Source organism: Confluentibacter citreus, assembly GCF_002807055.1.
GTDB lineage: Bacteria > Bacteroidota > Bacteroidia > Flavobacteriales > Flavobacteriaceae > Confluentibacter > Confluentibacter citreus.
Window position 1 is genome coordinate 752,975 of the sequence record NZ_NIXN01000001.1, and the last position, 14,455, is coordinate 767,429.

Sequence of the window (14,455 nt, forward strand, 5' to 3'; positions counted from 1 at the left end):
ACAGTTTATTTTAAGAGTAAAAATCAACAAAAAATTCTATTTAGTAACCATTTGAACCGTGCCTTCGGTTAGTTGTTTTAATAGGATTGTTTTCCCTTTTTCTAATTGATTGATAGCGTTTTCATTATAATGTCTTATGGTATAAAGCGAGACATGTTCATGGCAAGTTACTTTAAATTTAGCTTTTAAATGTTGGAGCAATTTTTCAAGATTATTATAAATATTATCTACACAAACAGAAAAACTGATGGCTGAATTTTGAATAACATCCACTTTCATTTTGTAAGTATGCAACAGACTAAATATTTCACTGATATTTTCCTCAACGATATATGAAAAGTCCAATGATGATAATGAAATTAAAACTTGGTCTTTTTTAACAATAAAGCAGGGGATGTTGGGTTCTAAAATAATTTCTTTTCCAACCATGGTGCCGGGTTCTTCTGGTTTTAGAAACGACTTCACATACAAAGGGATTTCCTTTTGTTGTAAAGGTTGCAATGTTTTTGGGTGGATAACCGAAGCGCCATAAAATGCCAATTCTATGGCTTCCCTATAGGATATTTTATTAAGCAATTGAGCATTCTCAAAATAACGGGGGTCGGCATTTAAAACACCCGGGACATCTTTCCAAATAGTAACGCTTTCGGCATTTAGGCAATAGGCATAAATGGCGGCGGTATAATCGCTGCCTTCTCGTCCCAATGTGGTGGTAAAATTGTTGGCATCGCTACCAATAAACCCTTGAGTAATATTTAAAACAGATTTATTAAAATGTGTTGTAATTAGGGTCTGCGTTTCTTCCCAGTTAACGTTGCCTCTTCTGTAATAATTATCGGTTTTAATATGCTCTCTCGCATCAACCCAATTATTTTTTATCCCTATATGATTGAAATATTCACTTATAATCACTGTAGAAACCAATTCCCCATAACCAATCACTTGGTCGTAAACAAAGTTGTAATCAGGGGATTTATTAACTTCTAAAAAAGTACTTAATTCATCAAATAGAGCTGCTATTTTTTTAAATGAGGCATGTTTTTCATCATCAAATAAATCCAGTAAAATGGCATTATGGTATTTTTTTACATCTTGAATGGCACTTTGAAGCTCTTTTTTATTGTTGAAATAATTATTGATAACAACTTCAAGTGCATTGGTTGTTTTTCCCATAGCAGAAACCACAATCAAGGTGTTTTTATAACCTACTTTGTGTAACACCGAGGCCACATTTTTTACACCACTGGCATCCTTAACAGAAGCACCACCAAACTTAAATACTTGCATATTATAATTTTGAAATATAATCTTTTATACCTTGTTCACTCAATTGCACCACATCCCAATCGCGCATCACTTTAGCGCCTTTTTTTTCGTAAAATGAAATGGCGGGCTCATTCCAATCCAATACTTCCCAATTAATGCGTTTTACACCTAACTGATGTCCGTATTTGATAACTTCATTTAAAAGAGCTGTTCCTAATCCTGTCCCTCTTTTATCTTCTCTTACTATTAAATCCTCAAGATGTAAAGCCCGTCCTTTCCAAGTAGAATATCTATTATAAAATAAGGCAATGCCTTCAATTTTAGAATCTATTTCACCAACAAAACATTCAAATTGAGGCGATAAGCCAAAGCCATCATTTTCTAAATCAGTAATTGTAATTTGTACGGCATCAGGTTCTTTTTCATAAATGGCCAACTCTTTAATAAGTTGAAATACGGCTGCCATATCTTCCTTTTTTGCCTTTCTAATTGTGAAACCCATAATATTTTTCTATTAATTCAAAGATAGTTTAAACTTGAATATGTTAGAGATGAATCTATAGCGAAAACGTTGTAGTTCATAAAGAAATAGTTGATATTTGTAATACTAAAAAACCAATCCATGTCTCAAAAAATACAAACTTTAGGAGAATTTATTATTGAAAACCAAACTTCTTTTAGATATTCTTCAGGCGAATTATCGAGTCTTCTCAATTCCATTAGATTAGCGGCAAAAATAGTAAATCATGATGTAAACAAAGCTGGATTAGTTGATATTATTGGAGCTGCTGGCGATGTGAATATTCAAGGAGAAAATCAACAAAAACTAGATGTTTATGCTAACGAAAAGTTTATTCAAACGCTAATAAAAAGAAACATCGTTTGTGGTATTGCCAGTGAAGAGGAAGACGATTTTATTTCGGTTAATAGCCAAGATGAAAACCATCAAAATAAATATATTGTATTGATAGACCCGTTGGATGGATCTTCTAATATTGATGTTAACGTGTCTGTGGGCACTATTTTTTCCATTTATAGAAGAATCACCCCAGTTGGGACACCAGTAACCCTAGAAGATTTTTTACAGAAAGGCAGCAAACAAGTGGCTGCTGGTTATATTATTTACGGCACATCCACCATGCTTGTTTACACAACGGGCGATGGGGTAAATGGGTTTACTTTAAATCCTGCGATAGGATCCTTTTATTTATCTCATCCTAATATGGAGTTTCCATCGGATGGATATATTTATTCCGTGAATGAAGGAAACTATCTTCAGTTTCCTCAAGGTATAAAAAATTACATTAAATATTGCCAAAGAGAGGAAGATGATAGACCTTACACGTCACGATATATTGGCTCTTTAGTTTCGGATTTTCATAGAAATATGATTAAAGGAGGCATTTATTTGTATCCGCAAGGTTCTAAAAACCCCAATGGGAAATTGCGTTTGTTGTACGAATGTAATCCTATGGCATTTATAGCAGAACAAGCCAAAGGAAAAGCTAGTGATGGTTTTAATAGGATTTTAGATATACAACCAACCGAATTGCATGAACGTGTGCCGTTTATTTGCGGAAGTAAAAATATGGTTGAAAAAGCAGAAACATTTATGCGAGAAGCTCAATAAAAAAAATGCAAACTTTTCAGTTCACATTTTTATCATTTTATAGTGTAACAAAAGCCATAAGATTTAGCTGATCCCTGCCGGAGGTCTCAAAAAACTGATTCATATATCCGGCTTCCAATCTTATGTTATCACTTAATTGATAACCAATGCCGCCATATAATCGGTTTCTATCAAAAATAGCACTTTCGGTATTTAAAAATAGTTCATTGTAAGCGGAAAAATAAAAAGGGCTAGTGCTCTTGAAAGGAATGTTTAAACTTAGGAAATAACGGAAGCGCATTTTAAAATCATCTTCAATAAAGCGTTGTTCAAAACGGTATCTATGGCTTAACTTGACGGAGCCTATATTTTGTGTTGAAATAAATTGCTGAAAAATTCTATGTTCATTAACGCTTAACTTGTCATCAGTATTATTTATGTAATTTTCAGATAGAATATAACCGTATCCCAATAGAACATTATTTTTCCCTTCGTTAAAAGTATATCCTAAACCTGTTCTTAAAAGTAATTGTTCTAAATCGTCTATGGCATTATAGCTGCGATATTGAACTTCATGATGGATATTCCATTTTGCGTCTAATTTTTTATTTCCAAAATAAATTAACCAATTACCAAAATCACTCTCTTGGGCCTTTAAAAAGTTAGGTAGCGTTAAAAATAACATTAACGCTACCATACCTATTTTCTTTTTCATAATATTTAAAATCCTTTTGTCTTATTCAAAGAATGTTACTTCACCGGTATTAATATCATACATAGCACCAATAATTAGGATTTCTCCACTTTTCTCCATTTCAGAAAGGATGGGGCTTTCGGCATGAATTCTATCTATGGTTAATTTAACATTCATGTGTGCTACATTGTCTACAAACTCTGAATTTTTAGAGTTTCTTAAATTAGCATCCGATGGTTCGGTTACAGCATGAACGGCCGGCTTTATTTTACTAAGCATGGCTGTTAAATTACCTAGTTTGGCATCGTCGCAAGCACCTTTTACTGCTCCGCAACTAGTATGTCCCAAAACAACAATTAATTTTGTGCCAGCAAGTTTACTAGCAAATTCCATACTGCCTAAAATATCTTCATTTACAAAGTTCCCAGCTATTCTAACACTAAAAATATCTCCCAGGCCTTGGTCAAAAACCAACTCTGCCGATACTCTCGAGTCTATGCAGCTCAAAATGGTTGCAAAAGGGAATTGACCATCACTTGTGTCATTCACTTGCTCTAATAAATTACGATTGGCTTTTAAATTATTTTGAAATCTTTGATTACCTTCTTTTAAATATTGTAATGATTTTTGAGGCGTCATTGTTGCCTGTGTTTCTCTTGTGTGTGCTTTCATTTTCTATTATGCCTTATATTTTAATTCTTCTAATTTTGGTCTTGTTGTAAAAAATTCTAAATAGCTAGAGGGGTTTTCAACAATTCCACGTTCAGATACTAATTTAACGGTGATGTTTCTTTCTCTTGCTTTAAATGCGAAATCGTCCAATATTTCAATAATATCATAGTCTAAGTATCGTGTTTTTCTAACATCAAGTTCTAAAAAGGAGTTGTTAGGCAGTTTTTCCAATTCTTTAAGTATTGCTCCTTTGTTGATAAATGTAACTTCTTCGGCCAATGTCATTTTTATTCTTCCATCATTCACATCTTCACCTTCTTTATGTAAAAAGTGTGAGTTTTGGTAACTCTTTATTAAAATAACTACAATGCCTACCAAAAGTCCTAAACCTATTCCAACCAGCAAGTCAGTAAAAACAATCCCTATTACGGTTACAAAAAAGGGAATGGATTGTTTCCATCCTAATTTGTACATTTTTTTGAATAATGCTGGGTTAGCAAGTTTGTAGCCAACAATTAATAAAATGGCAGCTAAAACAGATAAAGGTATAAGATTTAATAATTTTGGAATTAAAATCACTGATAGCAATAGTAAAAAACCGTGTATAATAGTGGATAGTTTGCTTCTTCCACCAGATTGAATGTTAGCTGAACTTCTAACAATAACCTGAGTGATAGGTAAACCCCCAATCATTCCCGAAATAATATTTCCTGTGCCTTGAGCCAGCAACTCCCTATTGGTAGGTGTTACATTTTTATGTGGGTCTAATTTATCGGTAGCTTCTACAGACAATAAAGTTTCTAAACTTGCCACAAGAGCAATGGTAAAAGCAACAATCCAAACGTCTGGATTGCCTATAGCTGCGAAGTTTGGCAAACTAAACTGGTTTAAAAAGTCACCCGCACTCTCTGGAATAGGCACAGTAACTAAATGAGATGGGCCAATAGATAAAGTACTATTGGATAGTGTGATTACATAATAAATTATACCAACCACAACTGCTATAAAAGGGCCTTGAATAATCTGGAATATTTTGGCTTTTTTTGCTAAAATTTTATCCCAAAATAATATAATAATTAAACTAATCAAGCCAATTAAAGCAACGCTTGGGGTGATGTTATTTATTACTTTAAAAATCTCAGAAAACGTATTACCTCCATCAATTTCAAAAAACTCAAGATCCCAAGCTGATTCTTCATCATAACCAAAAAAGTTAGGTATTTGTTTTAAAATAATAATAATTCCAATACCTGTTAGCATGCCTTTTATAACCGAAGAAGGGAAGTAGTATCCAATGATACCGGCTTTTAAAATTCCAAATATAATTTGGATGATGCCCCCTAGAACTACAGCAACTAAAAAGTTTTCATAAGTTCCTAAAGTGGCAATAGCAGTTAAAACTATGGCAGCTAAACCGGCAGCTGGACCACTTACACCCAAATTTGAACCACTTAGCGAACCAACCACAACGCCACCAATAATTCCGGCAATGACACCTGAAAATAATGGCGCACCACTAGCTAAAGCAATACCTAGACACAATGGTAAAGCAACGAAAAATACGACTACACTAGCAGGTAGGTCGTTTTTAATATATTTAAACATATTATAATATTATTTTGTCTTGGTTTATATGGCCAAAATTGTTAAACACGATCAACAGACTTTTGATAAATCTGAAAAAAACGAAATTATAATATGTCTTGTTTTGGTGGAGGAGAGATTAGGGAAGGGTGAGGTTTAGGATAGTTTTTAAATTGATAAGTAAATGATTTATAATCATTTAGGTAATAGTGATTATTTAACTCATTTGACATTAAAGAAAATGGTGAAATTAAATTTTTCGATTTGCCATTATCTTCTTCTTCTGCGATAGAATAAAAAATAGATGTATCAATAGAATCGTCTATAGCAATAATTACTGATGGCGCCACAATAAGCGTCGTAAATATTAATGTAAAAAATACTGAAATTACTTTTATATACATCTAAATGAATTACAATACTCAAATATAATATTTAACACTTCAAAAAATGTTAAATATTATCTAAATATGGTTTTGAAAATACTTTAAGGATAATAGAAGTGAATTATACCCTAGGTAAATCGTTGTCGTCTTTTAATGGTAAATCCGAATATCCCATAAGATAAGTATCCACATGGTGAGCCGCTTGCCTGCCTTCAGAAATAGCCCAAACAATTAATGATTGTCCACGTCGCATATCTCCAGCTGCAAAAACACCAGGTACATTAGTGGCGTAATCTTTGGTTGTGGCTTGGATGTTGGTTCTAAAATCCATGTCTATACCAAGCTGTTCTGCTATAGTTTTTTCGGCACCTGTAAAACCTAATGCCAATAAAGCCAATTCGCAATCCCAAGTTTTTTCAGTATTAGGAATTTCTTTTAATTCTGGTCTTTGTCCAGGTTTAAAAACCCATTCCACTTCCGTTGTAACCAAGCCAGTTAGATTACCATCTTTGTCCCCTAAAAACTCTTTAGTAGATATACTAAAAAATCGTTCTACTCCTTCTTTATGGGAAGTGCTGGTTCGTAAACGCATTGGCCAATAAGGCCAAGGTTGATCGGCTGGTCTTCCAGTAGTTGGTTTAGGAAGAATTTCAAAATTCACTACAGATTTTGCGCCATGCCTATTGGAAGTTCCAATACAATCTGAACCGGTATCTCCACCACCAATAACAATAACGTTTTTATCTTTTGCTGTTAAGACTTCATCAAAATCGGTAATTCCATCAACGCGCTTGTTGTTTTGTTTTAAGAAATCCATCGCTTGATGTACGCCTTTTAGGTCAGCCCCTTTAACAGGCATGCCGCGTCTTACAGTGGCGCCACCACAAAGAACAATGGCATCAAATTCTTCTTTTAATGTATTAACATCTATATCTACACCAACATGTGCATTGGTTTTAAAGGTAATACCTTCTTCTTCTAAGACAGCAATCCTTCTATCTATAATATGTTTTTCCAATTTAAAATCTGGAATGCCATAGCGTAATAAACCACCAACTTTAGCATCGCGCTCAAAAACAGTTACTAAATGTCCTGCCCTGTTTAATTGTTGAGCTGCGGACAACCCAGAAGGGCCTGAACCGATAACAGCAACAGATTTTCCTGTTCTGGTTTGAGGTGGTTTTGCTGTAATCCAACCTTCTTTGAAAGCGGTCTCAACGATATTTTTTTCAATATTTTCTATAGTTACAGGGTCTTCATTGATGCCAAGCACACAAGCTTCTTCACAAGGAGCAGGACACAATCTGCCTGTAAATTCAGGAAAATTATTGGTTGAATGCAATATTTTAGCAGCTTCTTTCCATTTGCCTTTGTAAACGTTGTCGTTAAAATCTGGAATTAAATTTCCTAGAGGACAACCGCTATGGCAAAACGGAATACCACAATCCATACAGCGAGCACCTTGGTTTTTCAAGGCTTTTTCGTCCATAGGAATGGTAAATTCCTTATAATTTTTTAGTCTGTTTTCTACAGCATCATACTGTTCAACCTCTCTTTCATATTCCAAAAATCCCGTGATCTTTCCCATTTTTATTAAAGTGTTATAAGGTTTTCTTTTTCTAATCTTATTAAAGCTTGTCTGTATTCTTCTGGAAGCACTTTTATGAATTTTGGCAATTCAGTTTCCCACTTTTCTAGAATGCGTTGTGCTTGAGGACTTAACGTATAATTATAATGATTTTCAATAAGTCCTTTTAATATTGAAATATCAGCTGGTTCAGTAACGGGATCTAAATTTAAACCTTCTAGATTACATTGTTTCTTAAATGTGGTTTTACAATCGTAAATGTAAGCAACACCACCACTCATACCAGCACCAAAGTTTCTTCCAACCTCACCAAGAATGACGGCGACACCTCCCGTCATGTACTCACAACCATGATCGCCAATGCCTTCAACAACTGCTTTCGCGCCTGAGTTTCTTACACAAAAACGTTCACCAGCTTTACCATTTATGTAAATTTCTCCAGATGTTGCTCCGTATAAAGCAACGTTACCAATAATAACGTTTTCTTCTGGTACAATAGTAGCTTCTTCTGGTACTTTAACAATTAGTTTAGCACCAGAGAGTCCTTTACCAAGATAATCGTTTGTATTTCCACTAACAACTAATGTTAATCCATTAGTTGCGAATGCTCCGAAACTTTGACCTGCAGAACCGGTGAAATTAACTTTTAGAGTGTTTTCAGGCAAGCCTTGTGCACCATAAATTTTTGAAATTTCGTTACTCAAAATGGCGCCAAAGGCACGATCCATATTATTGATTTTAGAATCGAGAACGATTTTTTCTTTTCTAAAAATAGCTGGATGTGCTTGGTTTATAATTTTAAAATCTAAAGCTTTCTCTAATTGATGGTCTTGTTGTTCGGTATGATGAAGCACCGTTCCTTTAGCCACAGGTATTTGATAAAGAATAGGTGATAAATCTATTCCTAAAGCTTTGTAGTGATTTATTGTTTTATTTCTGTTAAGTTTTTGTACTTGACCAACCATTTCATTTACGGTTCTAAAGCCAAGCTGAGCCATAATCTCTCTTAATTCTTGGGCCACAAAATACATGAAGTTAACCACATGCTCTGGTTGCCCTTTGAATTTTTTGCGTAATTCCGGATTTTGGGTTGCTATACCAACGGGACATGTATTCAAATGGCAAACACGCATCATAATACAACCAGAAGCCACTAGGGGAGCGGTAGCAAACCCGAATTCTTCAGCACCAAGTAAACAAGCAATCGCAACGTCTCTTCCCGTTTTTAATTGACCGTCGCATTCTACAACAATACGGTTTCTTAAGTTATTCATTACCAACGTTTGTTGCGCTTCGGCAAGTCCTAATTCCCAAGGTAATCCCGCGTGTTTTAAAGATGTTAAAGGTGATGCTCCCGTGCCACCATCGTGTCCAGAAATTAATACCACATCGGCTTTTGCTTTTGCAACACCAGCTGCAACCGTACCGACACCAACTTCCGATACTAATTTCACGTTGATACGAGCTTCTCTATTAGCTGATTTTAAATCATATATCAATTGAGATAAATCCTCAATAGAATAAATATCGTGATGAGGTGGTGGTGAAATTAATCCAACATAAGGGGTTGAATTTCTTGTTTTGGCAATACTAGGGTTTACTTTAGGGCCAGGTAATTGTCCACCTTCTCCAGGTTTAGCTCCTTGAGCCATTTTAATCTGAATTTCAGAGGCGTTGGTAAGGTAATTTGAAGTCACTCCAAATCTACCAGAAGCAACTTGTTTAATAGCACTGTTTTTCCAATCGCCATTGGCATCTTTGTAAAAACGCTCTTCATCTTCGCCGCCTTCACCAGAATTGCTTTTGCCACCAATCCTATTCATGGCAATAGCTAAATTCTCATGTGCTTCTTTACTGATGGAACCATATGACATCGCTCCGGTTTTAAATCGTTTTACGATATTAGTCCAAGGCTCTACTTCATCAATAGAGATTGGGTCGTAATTTGTAAATTCAAACAAACCTCTAATAGTCATTAACTGTTTTGCTTGATTATTTACTAATTCTGAATATTCTTTATAAGAACTAGGTTTGTTATCTCTGACGGATTCTTGAAGTTTAGCAATGGTTAACGGATTAAACATGTGAGCTTCACCATTTCGTCTCCATCTGTATTGTCCACCAACTTCTAAATCTAAGTCGGCAGCAATATCTCTTTCTTTAAAGGCGTTTGAATAACGTTTGTTGATTTCCTTTTCAATTTCATGCAAACCGATACCCTGGATTCTGGTTGCCGTATTTGGGAAATATTTGTTTACAACATTAGTGTTAATTCCGATACATTCGAATAATTGAGAACCTCTGTATGAGTTTAGGGTAGAGATTCCTATTTTATTCATTACTTTTAAAATACCTTTTCCAACGGCTTTATTGTAGTTTTCAACAGCTTTTTCGGCATCTACGGTAGCATCAAATTCACTAATTTTATCTTCTATAATTTCATTAACCATGTATGGGTTAATGGCGCTAGCTCCGTAACCGAATAACAAGGCAAAATGATGAACCTCGCGAGGTTCAGCCGATTCTACAATAATACTTACTCTTGAGCGTTTTCCTAAAGTTCTTAAAGCACTGTTTACAAATGAACAAGCTAATAATGCTGGAATAGGCGCTTTATCTTTATTAACATCCCTATCAGATAAAATCACGATGTTCGTACCTTCATCAATCGCTTTTGATACAGCATCTAAAACATGTTCTAAAGCTTCTTCTAAACCATTATGACCTCTTTTTACATCGTATAGAATAGAGATGGATGTTGCTTTAAACCCGTTTTTGGTAAAGCTTTTTATTTTATCTAAATCCTGCTTAGAAATAACAGGATTCTTGATTTTTAATTTTCTGGCGTGTTTTTCGTTAACATCAAAAATGTTGGTATCGCCACCTAAAGTTAAACTAATATCGGTTATCAACTCTTCCCGGATTCCGTCCAAAGGCGGATTCGTAACTTGAGCAAATAATTGTTTGAAATAGTTGTATATTAATTGAGGTTTTTCAGAAAGAACGGCAATTGGTGTATCTGTACCCATAGAACCAATAGGCTCATAAGCACTTTTTGCCATTGGTAAAATAATGGTATTGATATCTTCTTCAGTATAACCAAAAATAACTTGTCTTTTTGTTAAGTTTTCTTCATTGAAAAATACAGGGCAATCATTATAAGGTATGTTTCTAAGATGCACTAAATTATCGTCCAACCATTTTTTATATGGGTGTTTTGACGCAATATTTTCTTTTATTTCTTCATCATTAACAATGCGGCCTTCGTTCATGTTTACCAAGAACATTTTTCCTGGTTCCAATCTTCCGTGATGTGCTACATTTTTAGGTTCCACTTCAATAACTCCCGTTTCTGATGACATGATAACATAACCATCTTTTGTTACGGTATATCTGGAAGGACGAAGACCATTTCTGTCTAATACAGCTCCAATATAGGTGCCATCGGTAAATGGGATAGATGCAGGGCCATCCCAAGGTTCCATAAGACAAGAGTTAAACTCATAAAATGCTTTTTTAGCATCAGACATGTCTGGATTTTTCTCCCAAGCCTCTGGAACGAGCATCATCATAACTTCTGGCAATGATCGGCCTGTCATTATTAACAATTCCACAACCATATCCATGGAAGCAGAATCAGATTTTCCTGGAAGTACAATAGGTAAAATATTTTTTATTTCACCACCAAACCATTTACTTTCCATAAGTTCTTGACGAGAAAACATTCTGGCAACATTACCTCTTAAGGTATTTATCTCACCATTATGGCACATATATCTAAAAGGTTGCGCTAAATCCCAAGTTGGGAACGTGTTGGTTGAAAAGCGTTGGTGTACCAAAGCTAATCTGGTAACGAACAAAGGATCGTTTAAGTCTTTATAGAAAAGTTTAATATCTTCTGGAACTAACAGTCCTTTATATATAAGGATTTTAGTTGATAAACTTGGTAAGTAAAAATAAGAGCTTTCAGAAAGTTTAGAACTATATATTTCATGCTCTGCTTTTTTTCTAGCAATGAATATTTTTAAGTTAAATTGAAATTCATCTTGGGTATCATCTTCTTTGCCTACAAATACCTGTTTAACAGCAGGTTGTGTCTTTGCTGCAATTTCCCCTAATACAGATTCATCAAGAGGCACATCCCTCCAGCCGATAACTTTTAAGCCTTGTTCTTTTATATGTTTTTCAAGAATACCAATAGAGTACACTTGCTGATTTATTTTTTTTGGCAAAAACACATTACTAACTGCATAGTTGCCAGCTTCAGGAAGTTTGAATTTACAATTTGCAACAAAGAAATCATGAGGAATATCAATTAAAATACCCGCTCCATCACCCGTTCTTCCATCAGCACTTACAGCGCCTCTATGTTCTAATTTTTCAAGAATTTCTAACGCTTTATGTATGATATCATTAGATTTAATTCCTTTAAGACTACAAATAAAACCTGCCCCACAATTATCGTGTTCAAATTCAGGTAAATACATTCCTTGTTTCTTCAGCATAATCAACTAAATATTTGATTTAAAAACTTGACTTAATAAGCGAAGATATGCACTAGATTTTAAATAATAACAATAGCTAAATCATTATTTCGATTTTAGAAGCTATCCTATTATAAAAATAGTATTATATCAATTATTGAGGGATATTTTAATAAATATTCAAACGCTTATAGTTAGTAAAATTAAGGAATTCTGCATTAATATCAACAAAATCGCATGTTAACAAGAAATAATGCAATTAAACACATTAAAAGGTTAGTAATAATTCAAATAATCAATTTGCTAAAAAATCATAAAAATCAAAAATTAACAATATACCTATAAAAAAATAGGGGTAAAATTCAAAAATTGATAAAAGTAACTTGAATACCCCTATTTTTTTTAGGGGTTAAAACTTTTTTATATAGTTTTACGACGTCTTAATGGCAAATTAACTCAAGCTTTAAACATTTAATAACCAAAATTTAAACATTATGAAAAAATTTATTACCCTTTCAATGCTTTTTGTTGCAACGGCTTTATTTGCTCAAGAAGAACCAGCTCCGCCAACATTTACTCTTAGTGGTAGTATAGATGCTTATTATAGAGCTAACTTCACTGCTCCAAATGATGAAAATGCCATTTGGCCTGGAACGTCATTTGCTAATTTGCCTGGTTTTGCTTTAGGTATGGCCAATGTGGTTGCTTCCTACGAAGGTGAGAAAGTTGGTTTTGTTGCCGATTTAGTTTTTGGACCAAGAGGTACTGATGCTATTTTTAATTCTCCAATGTATTCTGCAACAGGAAATATTGTAAACCAATTGTATGCTTACTGGAATGTTAGTCCATCCGTAAAACTTACTATGGGTAACTTTAATACTTTCTTAGGGTACGAGGTTATATCTCCAACGGCTAACTTTAACTATAGTACATCTTATTTGTTCTCTTGGGGGCCTTTTAGCCATACAGGTTTGAAGGCAGATTTTGCTTTATCTGAAGACCTTAGCTTAATGGTGGGTGTTATGAATGGTACCGATTTAACAGAGTTTAACCCAACTGGTGATTATGCCTTTGGTGCTCAATTAGGATATTCAGGACAATTTTTAAATGTATTAGTAGATCCGACTTTCTTTGAAATCGATTATACAGGAGGTTTTAATTTATCTGATTCTTTTTATCTAGGAATTAATGCTGCTTACCTAAGCCTGGATGATGATGCTGGAGGCTTTATGGGTGCTGCCTTATATCCACAATATAATGTAACTGATACATTCACACTTGGTTTAAGAGGTGAGTATTTTGCGGAAGATGGTGACTTTGGTGCTATCGGTAGCGGTTTAGAAGATTCAAGTGTTCTTGCTCTAACTTTAACGGGTAGTTTCGCTATTGACAACTTAACTATCAAACCAGAGATTAGATTAGATAGTGCTTCAGATGATTCATTTATAGATAATGATTTGGCTCCTACAAAAAGCTTAGGTTCATTTGTGTTAGCTGCCATTTACTCTTTCTAGAAATAATAACATTAGATAGTATAAAATTTTTAAAGGGGATAAAGCAGTTTCAAAATAGGATTGCTTTATTCTCTTAACTAAGGCCTAAACCATAAAGACTTTGTCAATTTTACATACTTCGGTATTATATATTTTAACACATTATTATTAAAAAATCACATATTTATATTAATATCCCTAAAATTTAAGGGGGTTGTTTTGTTTTTTTAATATAAATGTTCTTTAAAACCCTTTATAAATAGGCATTATTAATTTTATTTTATATTTTCAAAACTTTAATTAACAAAATAACCATATCATGAAAAAAATCGAAGCAATTATTAGAAAATCCAAATATCGTGTAGTAAAGGATGCTTTACATGCTGTTGGGGTTAACTTCTTTTCTTACTGGGATGTTACCGGTTTAGGAAATGAAAAAGAAGGCCATGTTTACAGAGGGGTGGCTTACAGTACAAGCGACATTCAACGTAGATATTTGTCCATTGTTGTAAACGATGATTTTGTTGAGGCAACAATTAGCGCCATTCTTAGTTCCGCTGGAACAGGAGAGGTTGGCGACGGTAAAATTTTTGTATCAGACATACAAGAATGTTACAGGATCAGAACAGGAGAAAAAGGAGGGGAAACCTTAAAATAATAACCAACAAATAAATTAATA

At 34.1% G+C, this 14,455-nt stretch carries 11 protein-coding genes; 3 read left to right on the forward strand and 8 right to left on the reverse strand.

The window, feature by feature from the left end; translation table 11 throughout:
- Positions 1 to 36 precede the first annotated feature (36 nt).
- Together CDH49_RS03295 and CDH49_RS03300 are read right to left on the reverse strand one after the other, a co-directional pair.
- On the reverse strand, positions 37 to 1,287 hold the full coding sequence (locus CDH49_RS03295; protein WP_100613900.1) for an aspartate kinase: 1,251 nt from the start codon (positions 1,285 to 1,287) through the stop codon (positions 37 to 39).
- 1 nt (position 1,288) lies between these two features.
- Positions 1,289 to 1,768, reverse strand: coding sequence for a GNAT family N-acetyltransferase (locus tag CDH49_RS03300; RefSeq protein WP_100613902.1), 480 nt, complete (start codon positions 1,766 to 1,768; stop codon positions 1,289 to 1,291).
- Positions 1,769 to 1,888: 120 nt separating this feature from the next.
- Here CDH49_RS03300 and fbp point away from each other — a divergent pair, with 120 nt between their 5' ends.
- Positions 1,889 to 2,896, forward strand: coding sequence for a class 1 fructose-bisphosphatase (fbp, locus tag CDH49_RS03305; RefSeq protein WP_100613904.1), 1,008 nt, complete (start codon positions 1,889 to 1,891; stop codon positions 2,894 to 2,896).
- A 37-nt stretch (positions 2,897 to 2,933) separates the two neighbouring features.
- Here fbp and CDH49_RS03310 read toward each other — a convergent pair whose 3' ends face one another.
- From CDH49_RS03310 to gltB, 6 genes are all read right to left on the reverse strand, one after another.
- Positions 2,934 to 3,590 (reverse strand): DUF2490 domain-containing protein, encoded by a 657-nt coding sequence (locus tag CDH49_RS03310; RefSeq protein WP_239970563.1) that lies wholly within the window; start codon positions 3,588 to 3,590, stop codon positions 2,934 to 2,936.
- A gap of 21 nt (positions 3,591 to 3,611) precedes the next feature.
- Positions 3,612 to 4,241: a carbonic anhydrase family protein gene (locus tag CDH49_RS03315; RefSeq protein ID WP_100613906.1), complete on the reverse strand. Its 630-nt coding sequence runs from the start codon at positions 4,239 to 4,241 to the stop codon at positions 3,612 to 3,614.
- Positions 4,242 to 4,247: 6 nt separating this feature from the next.
- The gene (locus CDH49_RS03320; protein ID WP_100613908.1) at positions 4,248 to 5,846 is read right to left on the reverse strand and encodes a SulP family inorganic anion transporter; all 1,599 of its coding nucleotides are present in this window, start codon (positions 5,844 to 5,846) and stop codon (positions 4,248 to 4,250) included.
- An 86-nt stretch (positions 5,847 to 5,932) separates the two neighbouring features.
- On the reverse strand, positions 5,933 to 6,175 hold the full coding sequence (locus CDH49_RS03325; RefSeq protein WP_157805270.1) for a hypothetical protein: 243 nt from the start codon (positions 6,173 to 6,175) through the stop codon (positions 5,933 to 5,935).
- Between the two features lie 157 nt (positions 6,176 to 6,332).
- A complete protein-coding gene (locus CDH49_RS03330) occupies positions 6,333 to 7,799 on the reverse strand; it encodes a glutamate synthase subunit beta (RefSeq protein WP_100613911.1) in 1,467 nt (488 codons plus the stop codon).
- A 5-nt stretch (positions 7,800 to 7,804) separates the two neighbouring features.
- Complete coding sequence (gene gltB, locus CDH49_RS03335) at positions 7,805 to 12,304, reverse strand: glutamate synthase large subunit (RefSeq protein WP_204524797.1); 4,500 nt, start codon at positions 12,302 to 12,304, stop codon at positions 7,805 to 7,807.
- A gap of 473 nt (positions 12,305 to 12,777) precedes the next feature.
- Between gltB and CDH49_RS03340 the strand changes: the two genes are divergently transcribed.
- Both CDH49_RS03340 and CDH49_RS03345 read left to right on the forward strand, forming a co-directional pair.
- Positions 12,778 to 13,797 (forward strand): porin, encoded by a 1,020-nt coding sequence (locus tag CDH49_RS03340; RefSeq protein ID WP_100613913.1) that lies wholly within the window; start codon positions 12,778 to 12,780, stop codon positions 13,795 to 13,797.
- Between the two features lie 298 nt (positions 13,798 to 14,095).
- Entirely contained in the window at positions 14,096 to 14,434 is a 339-nt protein-coding gene (locus CDH49_RS03345; RefSeq protein WP_100613915.1) for a P-II family nitrogen regulator, read from the forward strand.
- The last annotated feature ends 21 nt before the right edge of the window (positions 14,435 to 14,455 follow it).

What these genes read in the sequence shown, in the direction of transcription:
- CDH49_RS03295 (WP_100613900.1), bottom strand. Translation starts at nt 1,287, where the DNA reads ATGCAAGTATTTAAGTTTGGTGGTGCTTCTGTTAAGGATGCCAGTGGT.
- CDH49_RS03300 (WP_100613902.1), bottom strand. Translation starts at nt 1,768, where the DNA reads ATGGGTTTCACAATTAGAAAGGCAAAAAAGGAAGATATGGCAGCCGTA.
- fbp (WP_100613904.1), top strand. Translation starts at nt 1,889, where the DNA reads ATGTCTCAAAAAATACAAACTTTAGGAGAATTTATTATTGAAAACCAA.
- CDH49_RS03310 (WP_239970563.1), bottom strand. Translation starts at nt 3,590, where the DNA reads ATGAAAAAGAAAATAGGTATGGTAGCGTTAATGTTATTTTTAACGCTA.
- CDH49_RS03315 (WP_100613906.1), bottom strand. Translation starts at nt 4,241, where the DNA reads ATGAAAGCACACACAAGAGAAACACAGGCAACAATGACGCCTCAAAAA.
- CDH49_RS03320 (WP_100613908.1), bottom strand. Translation starts at nt 5,846, where the DNA reads ATGTTTAAATATATTAAAAACGACCTACCTGCTAGTGTAGTCGTATTT.
- CDH49_RS03330 (WP_100613911.1), bottom strand. Translation starts at nt 7,799, where the DNA reads ATGGGAAAGATCACGGGATTTTTGGAATATGAAAGAGAGGTTGAACAG.
- gltB (WP_204524797.1), bottom strand. Translation starts at nt 12,304, where the DNA reads ATGCTGAAGAAACAAGGAATGTATTTACCTGAATTTGAACACGATAAT.
- CDH49_RS03340 (WP_100613913.1), top strand. Translation starts at nt 12,778, where the DNA reads ATGAAAAAATTTATTACCCTTTCAATGCTTTTTGTTGCAACGGCTTTA.
- CDH49_RS03345 (WP_100613915.1), top strand. Translation starts at nt 14,096, where the DNA reads ATGAAAAAAATCGAAGCAATTATTAGAAAATCCAAATATCGTGTAGTA.